27 protein-coding genes are annotated in these 24,132 nt (G+C 66.4%); 9 read left to right on the top strand and 18 right to left on the bottom strand.

Translation table 11 applies throughout. The features are described from left to right. Positions 1–9 precede the first annotated feature (9 nt). The 9 genes from secY (at position 10) to OVA30_RS07150 (ending at position 7,500) form a co-directional block, all read left to right on the top strand. Positions 10–1,353, top strand: a complete 1,344-nt coding sequence (secY, locus tag OVA30_RS07190) for a preprotein translocase subunit SecY (protein WP_003597124.1) — start codon at positions 10–12, stop codon at positions 1,351–1,353. A gap of 170 nt (positions 1,354–1,523) precedes the next feature. Next, on the top strand, positions 1,524–2,126 hold the full coding sequence (locus OVA30_RS07185; protein WP_003597122.1) for an adenylate kinase: 603 nt from the start codon (positions 1,524–1,526) through the stop codon (positions 2,124–2,126). Between the two features lie 303 nt (positions 2,127–2,429). Beyond that, positions 2,430–2,798: a 30S ribosomal protein S13 gene (gene rpsM / locus OVA30_RS07180; protein ID WP_003597120.1), complete on the top strand. Its 369-nt coding sequence runs from the start codon at positions 2,430–2,432 to the stop codon at positions 2,796–2,798. A 169-nt stretch (positions 2,799–2,967) separates the two neighbouring features. After that, positions 2,968–3,357: a 30S ribosomal protein S11 gene (gene rpsK, locus OVA30_RS07175; RefSeq protein ID WP_003597118.1), complete on the top strand. Its 390-nt coding sequence runs from the start codon at positions 2,968–2,970 to the stop codon at positions 3,355–3,357. A 37-nt stretch (positions 3,358–3,394) separates the two neighbouring features. Continuing rightward, positions 3,395–4,276: an MBL fold metallo-hydrolase gene (locus tag OVA30_RS07170; protein ID WP_268175036.1), complete on the top strand. Its 882-nt coding sequence runs from the start codon at positions 3,395–3,397 to the stop codon at positions 4,274–4,276. A 98-nt stretch (positions 4,277–4,374) separates the two neighbouring features. Next, positions 4,375–5,394, top strand: coding sequence for a DNA-directed RNA polymerase subunit alpha (locus OVA30_RS07165; RefSeq protein WP_003597114.1), 1,020 nt, complete (start codon positions 4,375–4,377; stop codon positions 5,392–5,394). A 231-nt stretch (positions 5,395–5,625) separates the two neighbouring features. Continuing rightward, positions 5,626–6,042, top strand: a complete 417-nt coding sequence (gene rplQ / locus OVA30_RS07160; RefSeq protein ID WP_003597112.1) for a 50S ribosomal protein L17 — start codon at positions 5,626–5,628, stop codon at positions 6,040–6,042. A 289-nt stretch (positions 6,043–6,331) separates the two neighbouring features. After that, on the top strand, positions 6,332–6,796 hold the full coding sequence (locus tag OVA30_RS07155; protein ID WP_015822679.1) for a MarR family winged helix-turn-helix transcriptional regulator: 465 nt from the start codon (positions 6,332–6,334) through the stop codon (positions 6,794–6,796). A gap of 245 nt (positions 6,797–7,041) precedes the next feature. Next, a complete protein-coding gene (locus OVA30_RS07150; RefSeq protein ID WP_003597110.1) occupies positions 7,042–7,500 on the top strand; it encodes an NUDIX hydrolase in 459 nt (152 codons plus the stop codon). Between the two features lie 210 nt (positions 7,501–7,710). Here the strand turns inward: OVA30_RS07150 and OVA30_RS07145 are convergent, their stop codons facing one another. From OVA30_RS07145 to OVA30_RS07060, 18 genes are all read right to left on the bottom strand, one after another. Then, positions 7,711–9,099, bottom strand: coding sequence for an AAA family ATPase (locus OVA30_RS07145; RefSeq protein WP_268175034.1), 1,389 nt, complete (start codon positions 9,097–9,099; stop codon positions 7,711–7,713). Between the two features lie 657 nt (positions 9,100–9,756). After that, positions 9,757–10,023: a 30S ribosomal protein S17 gene (gene rpsQ / locus OVA30_RS07140; RefSeq protein WP_268175033.1), complete on the bottom strand. Its 267-nt coding sequence runs from the start codon at positions 10,021–10,023 to the stop codon at positions 9,757–9,759. Between the two features lie 11 nt (positions 10,024–10,034). Beyond that, positions 10,035–10,250: a 50S ribosomal protein L29 gene (rpmC, locus tag OVA30_RS07135; RefSeq protein WP_003597107.1), complete on the bottom strand. Its 216-nt coding sequence runs from the start codon at positions 10,248–10,250 to the stop codon at positions 10,035–10,037. A 12-nt stretch (positions 10,251–10,262) separates the two neighbouring features. After that, positions 10,263–10,676: a 50S ribosomal protein L16 gene (gene rplP / locus OVA30_RS07130; protein ID WP_003597105.1), complete on the bottom strand. Its 414-nt coding sequence runs from the start codon at positions 10,674–10,676 to the stop codon at positions 10,263–10,265. A gap of 33 nt (positions 10,677–10,709) precedes the next feature. After that, positions 10,710–11,456 (bottom strand): 30S ribosomal protein S3, encoded by a 747-nt coding sequence (rpsC, locus tag OVA30_RS07125; RefSeq protein ID WP_003597102.1) that lies wholly within the window; start codon positions 11,454–11,456, stop codon positions 10,710–10,712. Positions 11,457–11,467: 11 nt separating this feature from the next. Further along, positions 11,468–11,851: a 50S ribosomal protein L22 gene (gene rplV / locus OVA30_RS07120; protein WP_003597100.1), complete on the bottom strand. Its 384-nt coding sequence runs from the start codon at positions 11,849–11,851 to the stop codon at positions 11,468–11,470. Position 11,852: 1 nt separating this feature from the next. Next, positions 11,853–12,131 (bottom strand): 30S ribosomal protein S19, encoded by a 279-nt coding sequence (rpsS, locus tag OVA30_RS07115; RefSeq protein WP_003597098.1) that lies wholly within the window; start codon positions 12,129–12,131, stop codon positions 11,853–11,855. A 5-nt stretch (positions 12,132–12,136) separates the two neighbouring features. Beyond that, positions 12,137–12,973: a 50S ribosomal protein L2 gene (gene rplB / locus OVA30_RS07110; protein ID WP_012253645.1), complete on the bottom strand. Its 837-nt coding sequence runs from the start codon at positions 12,971–12,973 to the stop codon at positions 12,137–12,139. Positions 12,974–12,998: 25 nt separating this feature from the next. After that, a complete protein-coding gene (locus tag OVA30_RS07105) occupies positions 12,999–13,295 on the bottom strand; it encodes a 50S ribosomal protein L23 (protein WP_003597094.1) in 297 nt (98 codons plus the stop codon). After that, positions 13,292–13,912 carry a 50S ribosomal protein L4 gene (gene rplD / locus OVA30_RS07100; protein WP_003597092.1) on the bottom strand — a complete coding sequence of 207 codons (621 nt, stop codon included), beginning with the start codon at positions 13,910–13,912 and terminating at the stop codon, positions 13,292–13,294. Before rplD ends, OVA30_RS07105 begins: the two co-directional genes overlap by 4 nt. Then, a complete protein-coding gene (gene rplC / locus OVA30_RS07095) occupies positions 13,912–14,652 on the bottom strand; it encodes a 50S ribosomal protein L3 (RefSeq protein WP_003597090.1) in 741 nt (246 codons plus the stop codon). Before rplC ends, rplD begins: the two co-directional genes overlap by 1 nt. 50 nt (positions 14,653–14,702) lie before the next feature. Continuing rightward, on the bottom strand, positions 14,703–15,011 hold the full coding sequence (gene rpsJ / locus OVA30_RS07090; protein WP_003597088.1) for a 30S ribosomal protein S10: 309 nt from the start codon (positions 15,009–15,011) through the stop codon (positions 14,703–14,705). 79 nt (positions 15,012–15,090) lie between these two features. Next, positions 15,091–16,281 (bottom strand): elongation factor Tu, encoded by a 1,191-nt coding sequence (gene tuf / locus OVA30_RS07085; protein WP_012253644.1) that lies wholly within the window; start codon positions 16,279–16,281, stop codon positions 15,091–15,093. A gap of 53 nt (positions 16,282–16,334) precedes the next feature. Then, positions 16,335–18,410 carry an elongation factor G gene (fusA, locus tag OVA30_RS07080; RefSeq protein ID WP_004447767.1) on the bottom strand — a complete coding sequence of 692 codons (2,076 nt, stop codon included), beginning with the start codon at positions 18,408–18,410 and terminating at the stop codon, positions 16,335–16,337. A gap of 63 nt (positions 18,411–18,473) precedes the next feature. Then, positions 18,474–18,944, bottom strand: a complete 471-nt coding sequence (rpsG, locus tag OVA30_RS07075) for a 30S ribosomal protein S7 (protein ID WP_004447768.1) — start codon at positions 18,942–18,944, stop codon at positions 18,474–18,476. A 106-nt stretch (positions 18,945–19,050) separates the two neighbouring features. Further along, the gene (gene rpsL, locus OVA30_RS07070; protein WP_004447775.1) at positions 19,051–19,422 is read right to left on the bottom strand and encodes a 30S ribosomal protein S12; all 372 of its coding nucleotides are present in this window, start codon (positions 19,420–19,422) and stop codon (positions 19,051–19,053) included. 388 nt (positions 19,423–19,810) lie between these two features. Next, a complete protein-coding gene (locus OVA30_RS07065) occupies positions 19,811–23,290 on the bottom strand; it encodes an SbcC/MukB-like Walker B domain-containing protein (protein ID WP_268175031.1) in 3,480 nt (1,159 codons plus the stop codon). Between the two features lie 548 nt (positions 23,291–23,838). Next, positions 23,839–24,066 carry a hypothetical protein gene (locus OVA30_RS07060; RefSeq protein WP_056460416.1) on the bottom strand — a complete coding sequence of 76 codons (228 nt, stop codon included), beginning with the start codon at positions 24,064–24,066 and terminating at the stop codon, positions 23,839–23,841. Positions 24,067–24,132 lie beyond the last annotated feature (66 nt).

Raw genomic sequence — 24,132 nt, 5'->3', positions numbered from 1 at the left:
ATACGAGACATGGCCTCAGCCGCCGAACAGCTTGCCGCAAACCTGAATTTCGGCGCCATCGCCAAGGCCGACGAGCTTAAGAAGCGCATCTGGTTCACCCTGGGCGCGCTCATCGTGTTCCGGCTCGGCACCTACATCCCGATTCCGGGCATCGACCCGGAACAGTTCGCGCGGAACTTCCAGAACCAGGCCGGCGGCGTGCTCGGCATGTTCAACATGTTCTCCGGCGGTGCCGTCGAGCGCATGGCGGTCTTCGCGCTCAACATCATGCCCTACATCTCGGCCTCGATCATCGTTCAGCTGCTGACCTCGGTCGTGCCGACCCTGGAGGCGCTGAAGAAAGAGGGCGAGTCGGGCCGCAAGGTCATCAACCAGTACACCCGCTACCTCACGGTGGTGCTGGCACTGGTCCAGTCCTGGGGCATCGCCTTCGGCCTTCAGGGCTCGAACGCGGTCATCACCCCGGGCCCGTTCTTCATCCTCTCCACCGTCGTGACGCTGACCGGCGGCACGCTGTTCCTGATGTGGATCGGCGAGCAGATCACCTCGCGCGGCATCGGCAACGGCTCCTCGCTGATCATCTTCGCCGGCATCGTCGCCCACCTGCCGGCCTCGATCTTCGGCGCGCTCGAACTCACCCGCACCGGCGCGCTGTCGCCCGCCGTCCTGCTCGGCGCCGGCCTCGCGGCGGTCGCGTTGATCTACTTCATCGTGTTCATGGAGCGCGCCCAGCGCCGTCTCCTGATCAACTACCCCAAGCGCCAGGTCGGCAACCGCATGTACGAGGGCCAGTCCTCGTTCCTGCCGCTCAAGCTCAACACCTCCGGCGTGATCCCGCCGATCTTCGCGTCGTCGCTGCTGCTGCTGCCGACGACGGTGGCGAGCTTCTCGGCCAACCAGGGCTCGACCGGCATCCTCGGCACGCTGACGGCCTATCTCGGCCACGGCCGGCCGCTCTACATGGTCGCCTATGCCGGCCTGATCATCTTCTTCACGTTCTTCTACACGGCGATCGTCTTCAATCCGCAGGAGACCGCCGACAATCTGAAGAAGCAGGGCGGCTTCATCCCCGGCATCCGTCCGGGCGAGCGGACCGCGGCCTTCATCGACAAGGTGCTGACGCGCATCACGGTGATCGGTGCGGCCTACCTCACCTTCGTCTGCCTCGTGCCGGAGATCGTCGCCTCCTACACCTCGGCGGCGCTCGGCTTCGGCGGCACCTCGCTGCTGATCGTGGTCTCGGTCACCATGGACACGGTGGCGCAGATCCACGGGCATCTGATGGCGCATCAGTACGAGGGCCTCGTGAAGAAGGCCAAGCTGCGCGGCGCCTCCACGACGCGGCGCCGCTGAGGCGCCCCAAGCTGAGGTGCCCCAAGGGGCACCCTTCGACAAAGGTTTGGTGGACGCGCAGGCCGGAATTGCGCATCACAGCAGTGTGACGACGGCGCGGCCTCAGGAAGGTGGGCGCGCCGCCCATGAAGAACGAGCCCGGCGCTGGGCCTTGAGGACGGGGAGAGGCTATGCGGATCATTCTGCTCGGACCGCCGGGTGCGGGGAAGGGTACGCAGTCCGAGCGTATCGTGGAGCGCTACCGCGTTCCGCAGCTTTCGACCGGCGACATGCTGCGCGCCGCGGTCGCCGCCGAGACACCGGTGGGACTGGAAGCGAAGGCGATCATGGAGAGCGGCGGCCTCGTGTCCGATGCGATCGTGGTCGGCATCGTCGCCGATCGGATCGAGGAAGCCGACGCCAAGAACGGCTTCATCCTCGACGGCTTCCCTCGCACGGTCGAGCAGGCCAAGGCCCTTGACGCCATGCTGGCGCAGAAGGGCATCGCCCTCGACGCGGTGGTGGAGTTCGTCGTCGACGAAACCGCCCTCGTCGGTCGCATCGCCAAGCGCGCCGAGGAAACCGCCGCCCGCGGCCAGCCGGTGCGGAAGGACGACACGCCGGAGGTCTTCAAGACCCGGCTCGACGCCTACCGGAAGCAGACCGCCCCGCTTTCCGACTATTACGCCGGCACCGGTCTGCTGCGGAAAATCGACGGCATGAAGCCGATCGATGTGGTGACCGGGGATGTGACCGCCCTCCTCGACGGCTTCCGCGAGACGGCCTCTTCCTAGAGCGTCGCCACGGTGCAGACCTCGAAGCCCGCCTCCGTTCCGACGGGGCGGGCTTTTTCATGCCGCGGCAACGGTCTTGCGGGCCGCTGAGCGCATTCCGGTTTGCAAAGCGTTGACAAGTCGTCAGGCCCGCGCTAGGCGGACCCCCTTCGTCCAAGCGGGATGTGGTTCGGGGCGCCTCATGGAGCGCGCTTTCGGGCCGATTTGTCGTTTTGGGCGGCGCGCAGGGGCCGGCCTCCACCGGACGCGCGCTTTCATCCGACGAGGCGTGGCCGATCGGGCCCGCCACATGGAGAGAACATCTTGGCTCGTATCGCCGGCGTCAACATCCCGACCGCCAAGCGCGTCGTCATCGCGCTCCAGTACATCCACGGCATCGGCCCGAAGAAGGCCGAGGAGATCACCGAGAAGGTCGGCATCCCCGCCGAGCGCCGCGTGAACCAGCTCACCGACGCCGAGGTGCTTCAGATCCGCGAAGCCATCGACCGCGACTACATCGTCGAGGGCGATCTGCGCCGCGAAGTCTCGATGAACATCAAGCGCCTGATGGATCTCGGCTGCTACCGCGGCCTGCGTCACCGCAAGCAGCTCCCGGTCCGCGGCCAGCGCACCCACACCAACGCCCGCACCCGCAAGGGTAAGGCGAAGCCGATCGCCGGCAAGAAGAAGTAATTTTTTGGCATTCGGAGGCCGTGCTTCGCCCGGCCTCCTCCGCGTCGCGCCGGGTGTCCCGTTTCGGGGCCGGCGTGGCGGACCGGTCGTCCAAGGCCGCGCCGCCAAATCCCAAAAGAATCCCGAGCGCCTGGAAGTACGGGCGTGATTGAAGGACGAAAGCGAAAAGATGGCTAAGGAACCGACCCGCGTCCGCCGGCGCGAACGCAAGAACATCGTCTCGGGCGTGGCGCACGTCGCCGCCTCGTTCAACAACACGATGATCACCATCACCGACGCGCAGGGCAACACGATCTCGTGGTCGTCCGCTGGCGCGATGGGCTTCAAGGGCTCGCGCAAGTCGACCCCGTACGCTGCCCAGGTCGCCGCCGAGGACGCGGCCCGCAAGGCCTCCGAGCACGGCATGCGCACCCTCGAGGTCGAGGTCTCCGGTCCCGGTTCGGGCCGTGAGTCGGCCCTGCGTGCGCTTCAGGCCGCGGGCTTCACCGTGACCTCGATCCGCGATGTCACCTCGATCCCGCATAACGGCTGCCGGCCGCGCAAGCGCCGCCGCGTCTGATCGCACGACACCGGAGCATCCCCGAGCGGAGAAGCCCATGGCGGACGGATCGAAGCCCCTACCCGGCGCGCTGCGTTGGAACCTCGGCGACCTCACGGTCACCGCGCTCAACGACGGCTGGTTTCAGGGCTCCCTCGATCTCGTCACGGGCGTCCCTCGGGACGAGGCCGGCGCGCTCCAGCGCGCCGGCTTCCGTCCGGAGGCTCCGGTCGTCACGCTCAACGCGTTCCTCGTCACCGGTGCCGGCCGCAAGCCGGTGCTGATCGATTCCGGGTATGGCCATTTCGGCCCCGACACCATGGGCCGGTTGCCCGCCGCCCTCGCGCTCGCCGGCGTCGCGCCGGAGGAGATCGAGACGGTGCTTCTGACCCATCTCCATCCCGACCATGCGGGCGGGCTAGTGAAGGCGGATGGTAGCGCGGCCTACCCGAACGCGGAACTCGTCGTGCATGCGGCGGAAGCCGCGCATTGGCTTCCCGATGCGGCTCTGTCGCGGGCGCCGGACGAGGCGAAGCCGTATTTCGAGAACGCCCGCAAGGCGGTGGCGCCCTACGGCGCGCGGCTGCGCAAGCACGAAGGTGGCGAGCTGGTATCCGGCATCACTGCCGTTCCGCTGCCCGGCCACACGCCCGGCCATTGCGGCATGCGGATCGTATCGGGGGACAAGTCCCTGCTGATGTGGACCGACGTGGTGCATATGCCGGCGATCCAGTTCAAGCAGCCGGAGGCGGGTGTCGCCTTCGATGTGGACGGGGATCAGGCGCGGGCGACCCGCAAGCGCGTGCTCGACGAGGTGGCGACGGAGAAGACCCTCATCGCCGGCTCGCATCTCGAGTTCCCGGCGCTGGGATACGTGACCCGCGACGGCGCGGGCTACCGCTTCGTTCCCGCTCTCTGGGTGGCGGGCGAGACGGCTTAGATTTTTTGGGACCGGTCCGGATGCTCCCCGAGCATTCCAGGGCCGGCCGTAGCGCTTTCCGGGACGCCGGCGGCGTGGGTTTGGCAAGAGGTAGGACCGTGGTCATTCAGAAGAACTGGCAAGAGCTCATCAAGCCGAACAAGCTGCAGGTGACGGCCGGCGACGATCCCAAGCGGGTCGCCACCGTCGTGGCCGAGCCGCTCGAGCGCGGCTTCGGCACGACGCTCGGCAACAGCCTGCGCCGCGTGCTGCTTTCCTCGCTTCAGGGCGCTGCCGTCACCTCCGTCCAGATCGACGGCGTGCTGCATGAGTTCTCGTCGATCCCCGGCGTGCGTGAGGACGTGACCGACATCGTCCTCAACATCAAGACCATCGCGATCCGCTCGCAGACGGATCAGCCCAAGCGCATGACCCTGCGCAAGACGGGCCCGGGCCTCGTCACCGCGGGCGACATCGGCGCCGTCGGCGACATCCAGATCCTGAACCCCGACCTCGTGATCTGCACCCTGGACGACGGGGCCGAGATCCGCATGGAGTTCACCGTCGCTACCGGCAAGGGCTACGTCCCGGCCGAGCGCAACCGCCCCGAGGACGCGCCGATCGGCCTGATCCCGGTCGATGCGCTCTACTCCCCGGTGACCAAGGTCAGCTATCGCGTCGAGACCACCCGCGAGGGCCAGGATCTCGACAAGGACAAGCTGACGATGACGCTCGAGACCAACGGCGCCGTGTCGCCGGAGGATGCGCTGGCCTACGCCGCCCGCATCATCCAGGACCAGCTCCAGGTCTTCGTGAACTTCGAGGAGCCCCGCAAGGAAGAGGCCGCGCCGCTCGCGCCGCAGCTCCCCTTCAACCCGGCGCTGCTCAAGAAGGTGGACGAGCTCGAACTGTCGGTCCGTTCGGCGAACTGCCTGAAGAACGACAACATCGTCTATATCGGCGACCTCATCCAGAAGTCGGAGGGCGAGATGCTGCGCACCCCGAACTTCGGCCGCAAGTCGCTCAACGAGATCAAGGAAGTGCTCGCCGGCATGGGCCTGCACCTCGGCATGGACGTTCCCGGCTGGCCACCGGAGAACATCGAGGATCTCGCCAAGCGCTTCGAAGAGCACTACTGAGGCGAGGCCGCCTCGGGCTGGACTTAGCGGCGCTGCACGGCGTCGTTTGTTCGGCCCGCCTCGACCCGGTGCTGAGCCGCTGGGTCGGCGCGACCTCCCGCCCCAGCAAAGCCGGGGCGGGCACTCCCAAAACGATCCCGCCGCTGGGTTACGCGGATTTTCTGAAAACAGCCCGCAGGGCACTCGGCCGTACCGTGGCACGGCGGCCGAGACTGAGAAGGACCAGCCACCATGCGTCACGGCTATCGCGGTCGCCGCTTCAATCGCACGACCGAGCATCGTAAGGCGATGTTCGCCAACATGTCCGCCGCGCTGATCAAGCACGAGCAGATCGTCACCACCTTGCCGAAGGCCAAGGATCTGCGTCCGGTCATCGAGAAGCTGATCTCGCTCGGCCGCACCGACAGCATCCACGCCCGCCGCCTCGCCATGGCCCAGATCCGCGATGCGGACATGGTCAAGAAGCTCTTCTCGGTGCTCGGCCCGCGCTACCAGTCGCGTCCGGGTGGCTACTGCCGCATCATGAAGGCCGGCTTCCGCTACGGCGACAACGCGCCCATGGCCGTCATCGAGTTCGTGGATCGCGACGTCGACGCCCGCGGTAAGGATTCCGGCCCGACTTCGGTCGAGACGGCCGAAGCCGCCTGAGGTCGGCTCCCCCGCTTTACAGGGGAACGCATGACATGATGATCGATGCGAAAGGCGGCCCGACGGCCGCCTTTTTGCGTGTTCGGCCGGGAGCGGTAAAAAAGCGAGTGTTCGAACCGGCGGTGGAGAAACCGCTGGGGAGCCGACACTGGGACAATTGGGCATGTGCCTTGCTGTATTGCATCCGCTATCGTCGGGTGCGCGGCAGGGTTGAGGATCACCGGTAGGCCGGCGCCCCTTCCCCGGTGCGGCAGGCCGGAAGGCGTTGTCGAACGGCAGGATGTGAACCGTGAATGCTCCCAACGAGAGCGCAGAGGTACTGAGGGATCCGCTGCTGCTGGACAACCAGCTCTGCTACGCGCTCTACGCCGCGGCCCACCGGATGACGAAATCCTATCGGCCGATGCTGGAACGGATGGGGCTGACCTACCCGCAATATCTTGTGCTTCTCGTGCTCTGGGAGAACGACGGCGTCACCGTGTCCGAGATCGGCCGGCGCCTTCGTCTCGATTCCGGCACGCTCACGCCGGTGCTGAAGCGGCTGGAGACGAGCGGATTGCTCAATCGCAATCGTCGTCAGTCCGATGAGCGCGAGGTCGAGATCGCGCTGACCGATCAGGGCCGGGCGCTTCGCTCGGAGGCGATCGCCGTACGCCAATCCGTCATGTGTCAGCTCAACATGTCGGAGCCGGAGATTCAGGCGATGCGGGCCGACCTGAATGCCCTCATCGAAAACCTTTCGACGGCGGGCTGACCGAGCCGGCGTGCCTCGGTTCGCAGCCATTTTGCCGGGTAAATTTCGGTTGAGTAGCGGCCTAAGATTCCGGTAGTGACCCCCTGTCGCTCATCGTCCGGATGCGACGGCAGCCTCGATCGCAGCGACGTGCCTTCCCGTCATCATTCTTTCAAGGAAGTTTGGCCTTGTCTGTGCCCGCTCGGGACAGGCCCGGCGGCAAGCGCTAAGCGCGAACCGCGCCGGCCGCAGGGCGTTTCAGCAGCATGACGGCCGGCCCGATCGATAGCAGCCGCGAAGCGCGGCCCCAGGTCGGCGTGTTGCCGATGCGCCGGACACCGGAGGGTGGCACGGAGGTTCTGCTCGTCACCTCGCGGGAGACGCGCCGCTGGGTCATCCCGAAGGGCTGGCCGATGAAGGGGCGCAAGCCCTTCGAGGCGGCGGCCCAGGAGGCCTATGAGGAGGCCGGTGTCGTCGGCCGAGTCGGCAAGCAACCGATCGGCTTCTATCTCTACGAGAAGCGCCTGAAGAACCGCGACGCGGTTCTCTGCCAAGTGAAGGTGTTTCCGCTCGAGGTGCGCAAGCAGCTCAAGAAGTTTCCCGAACGCGGCCAGCGCGACGCCCGCTGGTTCACGCCCTCGGAAGCCGCCGACATGGTGATCGAGGCCGGTCTCGCCGGCCTGATCCGCGCCGCCGGAAACCGCGATCCGAAGCGGAAGGGCTGAGCGGCGGTTCTGCGCCCATCCTCAGTGCCGTGTCGGGGCGCCTACGGGCGCCTGTAGCGGGCGGAGCGTAGTTTCTGCACATGCCGCCAGCCTGAGTGAGCAAGCGCCTCACACGCCCCGTCCAGCCATCGCAGGACGGGCGCTGCCGATGCCGGCCCTACCATCCCCGTTCCCTGGTCCATGACTGACTTCAGCGGCCGATCGGCAGATCTAGAGGTCGTCACAGCAGCTGTCGAAGGGCGGCGCCTGCTTGCCGGCACGCTCGGGCGCGCCGGACGCCAGGCCGACGATGCGGCGACCGATGCGGTTGCGGCTTCCGACGGCCTCGCCGAGGACGGATTCGACCGTCGCGACCGTGATCCGATTGCCCGTCCCCGCGGCGATCGTGGCTTGGGCGAGACGACGGACCATCTCCTTGATGAAAGCCGCACTCGCTCCTTCCGATCGGGTGACGATGGCATCGATCGCCCCTTCCTCGAAATCGATGGACTCTCCGTAGAGGCTGACAAGCCGGGTACGGCAGGCCGCGTCGGGGTTTGCGATCTCGATCGCCTCGTCCACACGGCCAGGGCGCGAGGCGAGCGCCTCCTCGATTTCCTCCGGCCGGTTGGTGGTGAGGATGAACAGCACGTCGGCGTCGTCGCGCAGGCCGTCCATCTCGTTGAGCAAACGGTTGAGGAGCACCTCCGTCTTCGGACTGTTCATGCCCTCGCGGGAGCGGCCGACCAGATCGACATCCTCCAGCACGACGATGCTGGGTTGGAGAGTGCGTGCGAGCAGCATGTAGCGATCTAGGTAGACAACCTCCTCTGCCGTGATGAGCACCGTCGTGCGCTCGGGTAGGTTCGAGGCGATGTACCGGATCACATGCGTCTTGCCGGTGCCGGGCGGCCCGTACAGCAGAAGTCCCTTCCGCGTCGATTGCCCGAGCCGCTTCAGCGCGTCGCGATGCCGGTCGAACTCGAAGACGTGCCGGTCGAGCCGAGCCATCGTCGCGGTTTCGAGGATCACGGCCTCGCGCGGGATGAAGGGAAGCTTGTGCACCTGCATGGCCGCCTTCATGCCGGAATAGTCCGATCCGGATTCGAAGGAGAGAACTTTGCCGCGATAGAGCGTCGAGTTCGCACCGGCCGACTGAACGGCGGCGAGGAAGCCGCGCGCGAAGGCCAGCGAAGCCGGATCCGGCAGCGTCGCGATTTCGACCTGGGCGAAGGTTCCTTCACCGTATTTGGTATAATGCGAGAGCAGGACTGCGACGGGGCGCTGCTCAACGTGGAACAGCCACAAGCCGTTGTTGAGGGCGGCGAAAGGCTCCGCCTCGCCGACATCCATGTCCTGATACTGCAGCGGCGTGACGGAGATCGTGTACTGACCCTGACGGACCAGCAGACTGGAAATCGTCAGCGGCAGTTGGTCGTAGATTTGGTGCACACCCAGCAGCACAGAGGCGACCGAGCCGATCTCAGCCACAACGGTCGCCTGAAGGTCAGGCAGCAGATGGGCGCCGAACTGCCGGCGAGAGCTCGTGATGCCGTTGACCTGCTCGGCTCCGAAATGCGCGACGAGCGCTTCCCAGGCTTGGTCGAAGTTGCGGGACATTCCTGCGCTCCTTCAGGGGCCGCCGCACCTTCGCAGGGCCCTTCAAAGAGCGTGTCGATCGAGCGGCGAAAAACAGCACCCGAGCAGGTGACAAAACCGATCGCTCCAAACAGCGATCATTGAAACAAAAGACCTAGTCGATCCTCTGCATGACATCGCGTCTCGGAAGAACATTTTGAGATCCCGACTGATCTGTCGATACGCTTGGATGTGTCCCCTCGCCCTTCGCGTGCTTGCCGACCCCCGCTTCAAGGCCTGCGCGCGACCTTCCAAAAGGGCAAAGCTTCCGTGGGTTCTCGAGACCTCGCCCATTGGCGCAAGCAGCGCCAGGAAATCCCCACTCGGCCGAGCTTTGGCCGATGGCGGTCGCACTGTCGAGCCGATTAGAACGCGAACGATGCCGGGCTCTTGGGAGCACGGTCGCCTCCCGGTAGCTCCCGCCCAAGCCATACCTCTGTACGGCCTACCGCTGCGGCAGGGCCGGTGATCCACGCTTCAGCCTCACCAGGGACGGCAGAGCCGACCAAGCGTGGCACCGTGACCGTCGTGGCCGAGGAAGCATGCCGCGGACATGCAGTGCCCGTTTCAGCGGGCGAACGAAAACGGGCGCGGAGCTTTCGCTCCACGCCCGCACCGTCACTGTTATGGGTCAGGCTTTTAAGCCCCCGTGCCGGCCGCTTCGGCCGCCGCAGCCTGGTCCTCGACCAGCTTCCAGGTCTTGGTCTTGGAGTAGGGACGGGACTCTTCGATGAACACCGTCTGGCCGATCTTGGCCGCATTGGCCTCGTCGTGCGCATGGTAGTTCTTCGAACGGCGAACCGTCTTCTTCATCACCGGGTGGGTGAAGCGACGCTCCACCTTCACGACGATGGTCTTATCGGTCTTGTCGCTGACGACGACGCCTTGAAGGACGCGCTTGGGCATGTGGAATCTCCTCAGGCCTTGGCCGCGTCCAGCGTCTTCTGACGCTGCAGCGTGCGGACACGGGCGATGTCGCGGCGGACCTCACGGACCCGGGCGACGTTCTCAAGTTGGCCCGTCGCGCCCTGGAAGCGCAGGTTGAACTGCTCCTTCTTCAGGCTGATGAGCTCGTCGGAAAGCTGATCCGCCGACAGAGCGCGCAGATCAGACAGTCTCTGGTCGGACTTCATGATCTCTTCCTATCAATCAGCGATGCGCTGGATGACGCGGGTGCGCACCGGCAGCTTCGCGGCTCCGAGGCGCAGGGCCTCGCGGGCGATGTCCTCGGCAACGCCATCCACCTCGAACATGATGCGGCCGGGATGGACCCGGGCCGCCCAATATTCCGGCGCACCCTTACCCGAGCCCATGCGGACCTCGGTGGGCTTGGCGGTGACGGGCAGATCCGGGAACACCCGGATCCACACCCGGCCCTGACGCTTCATCTCGCGGGTGATCGCGCGGCGGGCCGCCTCGATCTGCCGCGCGGTGATGCGCTCGGGCTCCAGGCACTTGAGGCCGAACTGGCCGAAGTTCAGCTCGAAGCCGCCCTTGGCCGCGCCACTGATGCGACCCTTGAACTGCTTACGAAATTTGGTCTTCTTGGGTTGCAGCATGGCAGCCTCTCAAGATTTCTGCTTGATCGAGCGTCAGGCGTGCGACGGCTCGCGGCGGCCGCGGCCACCCCGGTCGTCACCGTCACGCTCGCGGCGCCCGCCGGAACGGCCACCCTCTTCCTGGGCCTTCTTGTCCTGCGCCATCGGGTCGTGCTCGAGGATCTCGCCCTTGAACACCCACACCTTGATGCCGCACGTCCCGTAGGTCGTGAAGGCAGTGGCGGTGCCGTAATCGACGTCCGCACGAAGCGTATGCAGGGGCACGCGGCCCTCGCGGTACCACTCGGTGCGGGCGATCTCCGCGCCGCCGAGACGGCCGGCGCAGTTGATGCGGATGCCCTCGGCACCGAGACGCATGGCCGACTGCACGGCGCGCTTCATGGCGCGACGGAAGGCGACACGGCGCTCGAGCTGCTGCGCGATCGACTCCGCCACCAGGGTGGCATCGATCTCGGGCTTACGCACCTCGACGATGTTGATGGTCACGTCGGCCTTGGTCATCGTGCCGACGAGCTTGCGCAGCTTCTCGATGTCTGCGCCCTTCTTGCCGATCACCACGCCCGGACGACCCGAGTGGATGGTGACGCGGCACTTCCGGTGCGGGCGCTCGATGACGATCTTCGAGACGGCGGCCTGCTTGAGCTGCTTCATGAGGGCAGCGCGGATGGCCACGTCCTCATGCATCAGCTTGGCATACTCGCCCTTCTCGGCGAACCAGCGGGAATCCCAGGTCCGGTTGATGCCGAGACGCAGGCCGATCGGATTGATCTTCTGACCCATCGGTAAACTCCTCAGGCCGCTTCAGCGCGCACTTCGCGAACCACGATCGTGAGGTTCGCAAAGGGCTTCAGGATGCGCGCGCCGCGACCGCGGGCACGGGCGTGGAAGCGCTTGAGCACCAGCGCCTTGCCGACGAAGGCCTGGGAGACGACGAGATCGTCCACGTCGAGATCGTGGTTGTTCTCGGCGTTGGCGATCGCACTCTCCAGGCACTTCTTCACATCGCGGGCGATGCGCTTGCGGGAGAATTCGAGATCGGCAAGGGCCGTATCGACCTTCTTGCCGCGGATCAACGCCGCCACGAGGTTGAGCTTCTGGGGCGACACGCGGAGCATCCGCGCGACGGCCTTCGCCTCGTTCTCGGGGAGCGCGCGGGGGGTGGCAGGCTTGCCCATCTCAGCGCCTCTTTGCCTTCTTGTCGGCCGCGTGACCGGGGAAGGTGCGGGTCGGCGAGAACTCGCCGAACTTGTGACCGACCATCTCCTCGGTGACGTAGACCGGGATATGCTTGTGTCCGTTGTGCACACCGAAGGTGATGCCCACGAACTGCGGAAGGATCGTGGAGCGACGGCTCCAGATCTTGACGACCTCGTTGCGGCTGCCGCCGCGGGCGGCGTCGGCCTTCTTGAGGAGGTAGCCGTCGACGAACGGCCCTTTCCAGAGGGAACGTGCCATGGCTGTTACTTCTTGCGGTTATGGCGGCTGGACAGGATGAAGGTGTCGGTCCGCTTGTTGGACCGGGTCTTCTTCCCCTTGGTGGGCACGCCCCAGGGCGTGACCGGGTTCCGGCCGCCCGAGGTACGACCCTCGCCGCCGCCGTGCGGGTGATCCACCGGGTTCATGGCGACGCCGCGAACGTGCGGACGCTTGCCGAGCCAGCGGTTACGGCCGGCCTTGCCCAGCGAGATGTTCATGTGGTCCGGGTTCGACACCGCACCCACGGTCGCGAAGCACTGACCGTGCACGAGGCGCTGCTCGCCCGAGTTCAGGCGCAGCGTCACGTAGCCCTGGTCGCGTCCGACGATCTGAGCGTAGTTGCCAGCGGAGCGGGCGATCGCGCCGCCCTTGCCGATCTTCAGCTCGACGTTGTGGACGATGGTGCCCACCGGCATGGAGCCGATCGGCGCCGCATTGCCCGGTTTCACGTCGACGCTCTCACCGGCGATCACCTTGTCACCCGGCGACAGACGCTGGGGGGCGAGGATGTAGCTCTGCTTCCCATCGGGGAAGGTGATGAGCGCGATGAACGCCGTCCGGTTCGGATCGTACTCGATCCGCTCCACCGTCGCGGGAACGTTGAGGTTCTCGCGACGCTTGAAGTCGACGTTGCGCAGGACCCGCTTGTGACCACCGCCGCGGAAGCGGACGGTGATGCGGCCCAGGTTGTTGCGGCCGCCCGAGGAGCTCTTGCCCTCGGTCAGCGCCTTCACCGGCTTGCCCTTGTAGAGCTCACGGCGATCGACGAGCACGAGCTGGCGCAGGCTCGGCGTGACCGGTTTGAATGTCTTCAAGGCCATCGGCTTGATCCTAACGCTTCAAGTCTCAGAGGCCGGTCGTGACGTCGATCGTATCACCCTCGGCGAGGGTCACGATCGCCTTCTTCACGTCCGAACGCTGCCCGCGCTGCCCGCGGAAGAACTTCTTCTTGCCCTTGGTCGTGAGCGTGTTCACGCCCGTGACCTTGACGTCGAACAGACGCTCGACCGCTTCCTTGATCTGCGGCTTGGTGGCCTTCGGGGCAACCCGGAAGACGACCTTGTTCTGCTCGGTGAGGTTGGTCGCCTTCTCCGTGATCACGGGGGAGACGATGATGTCGTAGTGGCGCGGATCGGCACTCATTTGAAACGCTCCTCCAGCGCATCGACGGCGGCGCGCGTCAGCACGAGCGTGTCGCGACGCAGGATGTCGTAGACGTTGATACCCTGGACGGGCAGCACATCGATCTTCGGAATGGCGCGGGCGGCGCGGCCGAAGTTCTCGTCCACTTCAGAGCCGCCGATGATCAGCGCGCTCGACAGACCGAGCTTCTCGAAGCGCTCGATCATGGCCTTGGTCTTGTGGTTGTCGACCTTGATGTCGTCGACGACGATCAGGGTCGACGCCTTGGCCTTGGCCGAGAGGGCGTGCTTGAGCGCCAGCGCGCGGACCTTCTTGGGAAGGTCGTGGCTGTGGTCGCGCACCACCGGACCGAAGGCCCGGCCGCCGCCGCGGAACTGCGGAGCGGAGGCAGCGCCGTGACGGGCGTTGCCGGTGCCCTTCTGCTTGTACAGCTTCTTCGACGTGCGATCGACGTCCGAGCGGTTCTTGACGGCGTGCGTGCCGGCGCGCCGCTTGGCGAGCTGGTAGCGCACCATCCGCTGCAGGATGTCGGCGCGCGGCTCGAGGCCGTAGATCGCCTCGTTGAGCTCGACCGAGCCGGCGGAGCCGCCGTCGAGCGTGGTGATATCGAGTTTCATCACGCGTTCTCCTCGGACGCCGGAGCCTCGGGGGCCGCCTCGACCTGGGACGCGCCGGCAGAGCCGTTCTCACGGAACTTGCCCGGCAGCGGCACATCGGCCGGCAGCTTGCGCTTGACCGAGTCGCGAACCTGGATCCAGCCGCCGGCGACACCGGGGACGGCGCCTTCGACGAGGATGAGGCCGCGCTCCGGATCGGTGCGAACGACCTTGAGGTTCTGCGTGGTCACACGCTCGACACCCAGGTGACCCGGCATCTTCTTGTTCTTGAAGGTCTTGCCCGGATCCTGACGGCCACCGGTCGAACCGATCGAACGGTGGGAGATCGACACGCCGTGGGTGGCGCGCAGACCGCCGAAGTTCCAGCGCTTCATACCGCCGGCAAACCCCTTACCCGTGCTGGTGCCCGTCACATCGACGAACTGGCCCGGGATGAAGTGGTCGGCCGTGATTTCGGCACCGACCGGGATCAGCGCGTCCTCGGACACGCGGAACTCGGCGAGCTTCTTCTTGGGCTCGACCTTGGCGACCGCGAAGCGGCCGCGCTCGGCCTGCGACACGTTCTTTACCTTGGCCTTGCCGACGCCGACCTGGAGGGCGACGTAGCCATCCTTCTCGGTCGTGCGGTGTGCCACAACTTGGCACTGATCAATCTGGAGCACAGTGACGGGCACATGCTCGCCAGCGTCTGTAAAGACGCGGGTCATGCCGACCTTCCGTGCGATGACGCCTGAGCGCATAGGTCTCTCCCTCGCGCGATGAAACGGTAAGCTCTAAATCCGACGCGGACTTAGAGCTTGATCTCCACGTCCACGCCAGCGGCGAGGTCGAGCTTCATCAGCGCGTCCACGGTCTGCGGCGTCGGGTCGACGATATCGAGCACCCGCTTGTGCGTGCGCATCTCGAACTGCTCGCGCGACTTCTTATCGATGTGCGGCGAACGGTTCACCGTGAACTTCTCGATATGGGTCGGCAGCGGGATCGGGCCCCGGATCTGCGCGCCGGTCCGGCGCGCGGTCGAGACGATTTCCTTGGTGGACGCATCGAGGATGCGGTGATCGAACGCCTTAAGGCGAATGCGGATGTTCTGACCGTTCATGACCTGACCTCGGCGGAAACGTTGAGGAGCGGGCGCGAGGGCCCGCCCCTCTTACGTCCCCTGTCGATGATGCTTGCGGTTAGTCGTTGATGGCGGCGACGACGCCGGCACCGACGGTGCGACCACCCTCGCGGATGGCGAAGCGCAGCTTCTCTTCCATGGCCACCGGCACGATCAGCACCACGTCCATGGTCACGTTGTCGCCCGGCATCACCATCTCGGTGCCCTCGGGCAGCGTGCACACGCCGGTCACGTCCGTCGTGCGGAAGTAGAACTGCGGGCGGTAGTTGGTGAAGAACGGCGTGTGGCGGCCGCCCTCTTCCTTGGTCAGGATGTAGGCCTCGGCCTTGAACTTCGAGTGCGGCTTGACCGAACCCGGCTTGCACACGACCTGGCCGCGCTCCACGTCCTCGCGCTTCGTGCCGCGCAGCAGCACGCCGACGTTGTCGCCCGCCTGACCCTGGTCGAGCAGCTTGCGGAACATCTCGACGCCGGTCACCGTCGTCGTCGTCGTCGGACGGATGCCGACGATCTCAACCGACTCACCGACCTTGACGATGCCGCGCTCGACGCGACCCGTCACCACCGTGCCGCGGCCCGAGATCGAGAACACGTCCTCGATCGGCATCAGGAACGGCATGTCGATCGGACGCTCCGGCTGCGGGATGTACTCGTCCACGGTCGCCATCAGCGCCAGAACGGCTTCCTTGCCGATCTTGGGCTCCTTGTCCTCGAGCGCCATCAGGGCCGAGCCCTTGGTGATCGGGATGTCGTCGCCGGGGAAGTCGTACTTGGAGAGGAGCTCGCGCACCTCCAGCTCGACCAGCTCCAGGAGCTCCTCGTCATCGACCATGTCGACCTTGTTGAGGAACACCACCAGCGCCGGCACGCCGACCTGACGGGCGAGCAGGATGTGCTCGCGGGTCTGCGGCATCGGGCCGTCGGCGGCGGACACGACCAGGATCGCGCCGTCCATCTGGGCGGCACCGGTGATCATGTTCTTCACATAGTCGGCGTGGCCGGGGCAGTCGACGTGCGCGTAGTGGCGGTTGGTCGTCTCGTACTCGACGTGGGCGGTCGAGATCGTGATGCCGCGCGCCTTCTCTTCCGGCGCCTTGTCGATCTGGTCGTAGGCCGTGAAGGTCGCCCCGCCCGACTCCGCCAGAACCTTCGTGATCGCCGCCGTCAGCGACGTCTTGCCGTGATCCACGTGCCCGATCGTGCCGATGTTGCAGTGCGGCTTGGTACGGGAGAACTTTTCCTTACCCATCAGGGCCTCCTAATCGTCAGTGTCGTTGATCGAGGAAGTTTGACGCGTTCGCGTCAGGCGTACTTGGCAATGACCTTGTCGGCCTCGCCGCGCGGCACTTCCTCGTAATGGTCGAACTGCATCGTGAAGTTGGCGCGTCCCTGGGAGAAGGAGCGCAACTGGTTCACGTAGCCGAACATGTTGGCCAGCGGCACCATCGCGTTGATGACGTTGGCGTTGCCGCGCATGTCCTGGCCCTGGATCTGGCCGCGGCGGGAGTTGAGGTCGCCGATGACCGAGCCGGTATACTCTTCCGGCGAAACCACTTCGACCTTCATCACCGGCTCGAGCAGAACCGATCCGCCCTTCTGCAGCGCCTCGCGGAAGGCGGCGCGGGAGGCGATTTCGAAGGCCAGCGCCGAGGAGTCGACGTCGTGGTAGGCGCCGTCGATCAGCTCGACCTTGACGTCGACCACGGGGAAGCCGGCGAGCACGCCCGCGCCGAGGACCGAGTTGAGGCCCTTTTCGACGCCGGGGATGTACTCCTTCGGCACCGCGCCGCCGACGATCTTCGACTCGAAGGCGAAGCCGGCGCCCGGCTCGTTCGGCTCGACCACGAACTTCACCCGGGCGAACTGACCAGTACCACCGGTCTGCTTCTTGTGGGTGTAGTCGATCTCCTGACGACGGGTCAGCTTCTCGCGGTACGCCACCTGCGGCTGACCGATATTCGCGTCGACCTTATAGGTACGGCGCAGGATATCGACCTTGATGTCGAGGTGGAGCTCGCCCATCCCGCGAAGGATGGTCTGGCCGGATTCCTGGTCGGTCGAGACCCGGAAGGACGGATCCTCGGCGGCGAGCTTCGAGAGCGCGATGCCGAGCTTCTCCTGGTCGGCCTTCGACTTCGGCTCGACGGCGATCTCGATGACGGGCTCGGGGAACTCCATCTTCTCGAGGATCACCGCGTCCTTCGGATCGCACAGCGTGTCGCCGGTGCGGGTGTCCTTGAGACCGGCCAGGGCGACGATGTCGCCAGCGAAGGCTTCCTTCACGTCCTCACGGTTGTTGGCGTGCATCAGCAACATGCGGCCGACGCGCTCTTTCTTGTCGCGCGACGAGTTGATGACGTTGGCGCCCGATTCGACCTTGCCGGAATAGACGCGGCAGAAGGTGATCGTTCCGACGTGGGGATCGTCCATGATCTTGAAGGCGAGCATGGAGAAGGGATCGCTGTCGGTCGGGTGGCGGACCACCTCTTCCTCGGTCTTGAAGTCGAGGCCCTTGATCTCGCCGCGGTCGGCGGGAGACGGCAGGTAATCGACGACGGCGTCGAGGAGCGGCTGCACGCCCTTGTTCTTGAAGGCCGAGCCGCAGAGCACCGGATGGAAGGCACGAAGCTGCACCGCCTTGCGCACGAGCTTGCGCAGGGTCTCCTCGTCCGGCTCCACGCCGTCGAGGTAGGCGGTCATCGCGTCGTCGTCGAGCTCGACGCAGGCCTCGATCATCTTGGTGCGGTACTCGACCGCCTGATCGGCGAGGTCGGCCGGGATCTCCTCCTCGGAGAAGTTGGCGCCGAGCGCCTCACCCGACCAAACGATGGCCTTCATCTTGATGAGGTCGATCACGCCCTTGAAGCTGGACTCGGCACCGATCGGCAGCTGCAGGCAGACGGGCTTACCGGCGACGCGGCCGATGATGTCGGCGACGCACTTGAAGAAGTCGGCGCCGATCTTGTCCATCTTGTTGACGAACACGACGCGCGGCACGTCGTACTTGTCGGCCTGACGCCACACGGTCTCGGTCTGGGGCTCGACGCCCTGGTTGCCGTCGAGCACGCAGACGGCGCCGTCGAGCACGCGGAGCGAGCGCTCCACCTCGATGGTGAAGTCGACGTGGCCGGGGGTGTCGATGATGTTCAGGCGCTTGTCGCGCCAGAAGCAGGTGGTCGCAGCCGAGGTGATCGTGATGCCACGCTCCTGCTCCTGCTCCATCCAGTCCATCGTCGCGGCGCCCTCATGGACTTCGCCGATCTTATGGGACTTGCCGGTGTAGTAGAGGATCCGCTCGGTCGTCGTGGTCTTGCCGGCATCGATGTGAGCCATGATGCCGAAGTTACGGTAGTCCTCGATCGCATGCGTGCGGGGCATCGGGGTCTCTCCGGGAGAAAGCGGGCTTGGAGCGCGGCCCGGTGGCCGCGCTCGACAGGCGAATTACCAGCGGTAGTGCGAGAAGGCGCGGTTGGCCTCAGCCATCCGGTGGGTGTCTTCACGCTTCTTGACCGCGTTGCCGCGGTTGTTGGCGGCGTCGAGCAGCTCGGCGGAGAGACGCTCGATCATGGTCCGGTCGTTGCGGCCGCGGGCGGCCTGGATCAGCCAGCGGATCGCGAGAGCCTGACGGCGCTCGGTGCGGACTTCGACGGGAACCTGGTAGGTCGCGCCACCGACGCGGCGGGAGCGGACCTCGATCGCCGGGGCGACGTTGTCGAGCGCGGCGCGGAACACCTCGATCGGGTTGGCGCGGGCGCGGTTCTCGACGATGTCGAACGCGCCGTAGACGATCCGCTCGGCGGTCGACTTCTTGCCCTCGTACATGATGGAATTCATGAACTTGGTCAGGACGACGTCGCCGTACTTGGCGTCCGGGATGATCTCGCGCTTCTCGGCAGAGTGACGACGGGACATCTGTTTGCTCTCAGATTAATCGACTTAAGCACCTCGCGCAGGCCGCCTTGAGCGTAAACGCCGGCGACATCCTTGCGAGGCCGTGGAAATGGCCGTCCGGAGATTCTTACTTCGGACGCTTTGCACCGTACTTCGAACGGCGCTGCTTGCGGTTCTTGACGCCCTGCGTGTCGAGCACGCCACGCAGGATGTGGTAGCGCACACCCGGAAGGTCCTTCACGCGGCCGCCGCGGATCATGACCACGGAGTGCTCCTGAAGGTTATGCCCCTCACCGGGGATGTAACCGATCACCTCGAAGCCGTTGGTCAGGCGCACCTTGGCGACCTTACGAAGCGCCGAGTTCGGCTTCTTCGGGGTCGTGGTGTAGACGCGCGTGCAGACGCCGCGCTTCTGCGGGCAGGCGTTGAGCGCCGGCACCTTGTTGCGCGCCTTCTGCGCCTTGCGCGGCTGGGCGATCAGTTGGTTGATCGTCGGCATCCTGTGCCCTCTTCATCCGGCCGCGCAGGGCGGCCACCGTCTGAAACCTGTCGAAGCCCCTTGCGGAGCGGCCGGGCCCCGGGCGAACCCGCGGCAAAACGAATAGCGCCAGAGGCCGATCAAGGCCTTTGACGATGGTGAGGCAGAGGATCACGCCGTGAACGACGCGTTCTTACCCGCTGATCTGACGAATACGTCAGGGTGTGATGCCGGTATCGGTCTGACGACGGTCGCCGAAGCCCCTGGCTTCGACCCGAAAGCGACTCTCGATCCACCGGAGTGGCGCGCTTCTACGCGGGGTGGCCGGGCCCGTCAATGCCCGGAGAGGATAAAGTTCGATGAACGGGCGTCCGATCTGCGTTCCGGACGGTGATCGGCGGCTCGGCAGTTATTCGGCGGCGCTGGGCAGGCGGAACGCGTCGATTCCGCGCCGGTCCGGGTTGATTTCGGCCAGCGCCCGCTTGGCGGTTTCCAGCGGATGCTCGGCCTCGATTCGCACCGAGCCGAGATCCGGGCTTTTGTACACGGTGACGACCGTATCCATCACTTCGGTCAGCGTCGTGCGCTTGTCCTCGGGCGCTGCGATGAGGAGCTGCAGCCCCCAGGCGCGGAAGAGATCGACCAGCGACTGGCTGTTGCGCACGTCGAGTTTCGAGAAGGCTTCATCCAGAAGGCAGAGCCCTAAGCCCGGCGTCTCGTCGCCCGGGCGATCACCGGGATAATAGGCCGAGGCCATGGAGGCGGCGATCGCGACGTAGAACGGCGCCTGCGCCTCGCCGCCCGAACCGCGCAAAGCCCGGCTCGACAGGGTGGTGCGGTTGCCCGCCCGGTCGCGCATGCCGATCTCGTAGACGAAGTAGTTGCGGTAATCGGCCAGCCGCGCCGCGTTCTCCTCGCCCTCGATCAGCGCCGTGATCTCCGCGAGTGCGGCCGCGAGCGGGCTGTTATCCGGTCCGCCCTCAGCACCGTTGTCGGGACTTGGCAGCACCGCCTGCGCCGCATCGGGCGAGCGCGCGACTTCCGTGGCCAGCGCGTGGACGGCGGCGTAGCGGCGGTCCACCTCCGCCTCGAAGGCGTAGGTCTGGCCGGTGAAGGTCTGAGACGCCAGCCGCTCGTTGAGGGCGTCGAGCCGGGCACGCATCCGCTCGAACTTGTCGGCGAGCCGCGTCAGCAGATCCTCGGTCATCAGGCGGCGCATCTCGGCCTCCGCCCGGAGCGACTGGTCGCGGTAGCGGCGCAGTTCGTGTCCCGCCACCTCGTCGCGCTCGCGGGTCGCCCAGGCATAGCCGAACGAGGCCGGCTGCTCGCCCGAACCGAGCGGGTTCTCGACGCGCCACGCGGCGCAATACTCGGCAAGATCCCGCTCGGCGGCGCGACCCTGGTTGCGTACGCTGTCGGCGGCCTCGCGGGCGGAAGCGCGGGCCTGCGAGGCCAGCGAGGCCAGCGCCTTGGTGTCGAGCGCGGCCCGGTCGGCACGCGCGGCGGCGATCCCGGCCACCGTGTCCGGCACGTCGGCGGGAACGGTGCCGGTGAGGCGGATGCGGACGGTGTCGCCGGAGGTCCAGCGCTTGAGCGCCGTGCGGTAGGCCAGGAACGCAGTGCGCGCCGCCTCGCGCCCCTGCGTGACACGGGCCTTCAGCCCCGCCTCCTCCGCGAGAGCGGCGTCGCGCTTGGGCTCCAGCACCTGCACGAGTTCGGTGAGATAGGCCGAGCGCTCCTTCTGAAGCTCCTTCAGCTCCGCCTCGATCACGCCGGCATCGGCGCGGGCGACAGTCTCCTGCTCGGTGGAGAGGCTGCGGCGGCGGCCCTCGATGGCGTCGGCCTCGGCGCGCAGGGCTTCGAGATCGATCGGCGCTTCCGCCAGCCGGCTCCGTAGCAGCGCGGCGATGCGGGCGGCCTCGCGCATCACCGTGGCCTCGGCCCGCAGGGTCCGCGCCTCCTCGCGCGCCTCGTCGAGGCGGCGGCGGGTCTCGGCGGTGGGCCCGCGCTGGCCGCGGGTCATCATCAGCGGCACGGGACGCACCACCGAATAGGCCATGCCCGAAGTCGAGCGCCCGCTCGGCGCCACGGCGCGGCTCATGTTCCGGAGCGCCGCATCGTCGGGCGCGAGGTCGTAGCCGCCGAGTCGCGCGGCGAGAAAGGCCTCGGCGTGGTCGCTGTCGGTCTCGATCAGGCCCATCGGCCCGTCATCGAAGCGCCGTGCGGCGCGCCGCGCCGTATCGGTGGTCTTCACCAGGAGACAGCGAAAGAACTGGTTCTTTCGGGACTCGAGCAGAGCGAAGGCGCGGTCCAGCCGGTCGGGCTCGACCACCAGGGCCTCGCGGGCGCGGCCGAGCAGGCCTTCGAGCGCCGGGCCCCATTTTGGATCGACGATCTCGGCGAGTTCGCAGATCGGCGCCGCCTCGATGCCGAGCCGGCCCAACTCATCGCGGAACGCCTCCGTGTCGGAGGACAGGCGCGCGGCCGAGGAACGGCCGGCATTCACCTGCCCATCGAGGCCACGGACCTCGTTCTCGCGCTCGCGGGCCTTGAGGGCGAGGTCTTCCGCTTCCTCTTCCAGGGTGCCGGACACGTCCGGCATCTGCGCCAGCCCTTCGAGCAGACCTTTCAGCGGCCCGTCGACCCGGAGAATGTCCTCCGGCGGCGCCTCGCGGCGAAGGCCTGAGCGGGCGCAGGCCTCGACGATGCGGGCCGCCTGAAGATCGATCCGGCGCAAGGGACCGGCAATGGCGCTGAGGCGGCCGGCATCCTGCACGAGGCCGACGATCCCGGCGAGGCGGTTGGTCAGGTCGCGCCGGTCGCGGGCGACCATGGCGAGACCGGCATGGGAGGCCGCGAGCCGCGCTTCCGCGACGCTGCCGACGATCAGCGCCTTTCGGGCGGCGATCTCGGTGTCGATCTCGCGCACGAAGCCCTGGCTCGTCGCCACGCTTTCGCGGGCGATGCGCAGGCGCTCCGATGTCTCGGCGAGCAGGCGGCGGGCCTCCGCATGGTCGAGAATGCGGCGGCGCAGATCCGCACCGGCGGCGCGCATCTCGTCGAGGGCGGCGGTGAGGCTCGCCCGCGCCCAGCCCTCGTAGCGTGCGCAGATGCGCGAGAGGTGGGCGAGGCGCTTCTCCAGTTCCTCGATGGTCTCCAGCAGGCGCCGCCACGTCTCGATCGACTGGCGGATGCGGGCGACATCGAGCGGCTCGGCCTCCAGCACGAAGCTGCGCACGAAGGCGCTGGTGTCGAAGATCGGCTTGAACGCCACCGCGTTGGAGAAGGTGCGCAGGAACTGGCGCGGATCGGGCACGGCCGCCCCCTCGCGCAGGGTCGCCAGCACGGCGGCGGTGAAGCGCTCGCCGGAGGTGCGGAACTCCTCGAACGTATCGGCCCGGCGGCGGAGGTCGGCGGCGATCTCGGCCCAGGGCGCGACGAAGCTGCCCTCGCTCGTCTCGCGCACGTAATCGGCGATCTCGAAACGGTGGCCGACGGCGATGAAGCGCGAAAGCGTCTCCTCCTTCGGCTCCTCGGAGCGGGCGGCGAGCGCCAGCCCGACCGTGACGATGCGGCCGCTCGCGGGGTTCTCGAACACGAGCGCGATGAGGGTTTCGCAGGCCTCGCGCGTCGGGCGCCCGCCCTCGGCCGGGTCGCTGATCCAGCCGAGGCAGTAGTCGCGCACCGTGCGTGCGCTGCGACCCGAGGCGGAGGCGTTGAGCGCGAGCCGGCTCGCATTGTTGCCGGCCAGCACCGTGCCGACCGCGTCGAAGATCGTCGACTTGCCGGCCCCCGTGGGACCGACGAGCGCCGCCGCGCCCCGAATCCGGATCTGCTCGCGCCGGATGAGGTACCAATTCGAGATCGCAATGTCGGTGAGGCGGTACACCAGCCCGGCCGCTTATCCCGAGGTTGAACGAGAGACAGCGCAATGGACGCTACGCCTCGCACACGCAAGGGCGGGATCGCGGCGGGCCGCGGACGCCGCCCGACCGGCACAATCTGAGGATGCCCAACAGCCGAAGCACGACCGCTCCAAGCGGCCAACGGCATCGATACAGCAATCACCGACCCGTGATTTGACGGGGCCGCGTCGATCCGAGACCAGAGCCACTCGGCTGAGCGTCGGGCCCCGACGCGCGAAACAACGGTCGCAGATCTCCTGCAACGGCAGGTTCATAAAACCCGTTCGATTACTGCCTTTCAACGCCCCCTGCGTACTCTGACACATACGAGAAACACTGATTTTGACGCAAACCCAATACGATCCGTGCGATACGGTGAAATGCGCTCTCCGACCGTCCAGAACTCCGATCGTTGAAATGTCCGCCCGCCGTCCACGCCTGACTTACGGTGTTCTGTTTATCGTCGCCTCGATTGTTCTATGGGGCACGGCATCATGGGTTGCAGGCAGTATCATCTGGGTCTGAGACCGGCTTAGACGTCTTTCCTGCAAGCGATGTAGCCTCCCACAACATAACCGCCTTGCAATGCGCAGAGGGAGGCGGCGATCATCAACAGGTCGGCCAGCACCAACTGGCCACTGTAGAAGTGATAAATGATCCGCGCGATGATGACAAAGAAACTCGCGACGGCAAGCATCCCCCAGTGATAAAATAAGCCGATCAGTATACCGGCAATAACGAGAAGCGGGATCGCTAGCACGGGATCATGACCCTATCCTGCCGGATCGGCATCTGAGAGCCTTTTTGACGAAATCTTTCCTTAGGT

The sequence above is a fragment of the Methylorubrum sp. SL192 genome, from assembly GCF_026672325.1.
Lineage (GTDB): Bacteria > Pseudomonadota > Alphaproteobacteria > Rhizobiales > Beijerinckiaceae > Methylobacterium > Methylobacterium extorquens.
This window is presented reverse-complemented; position numbering and strand designations above follow the sequence as displayed.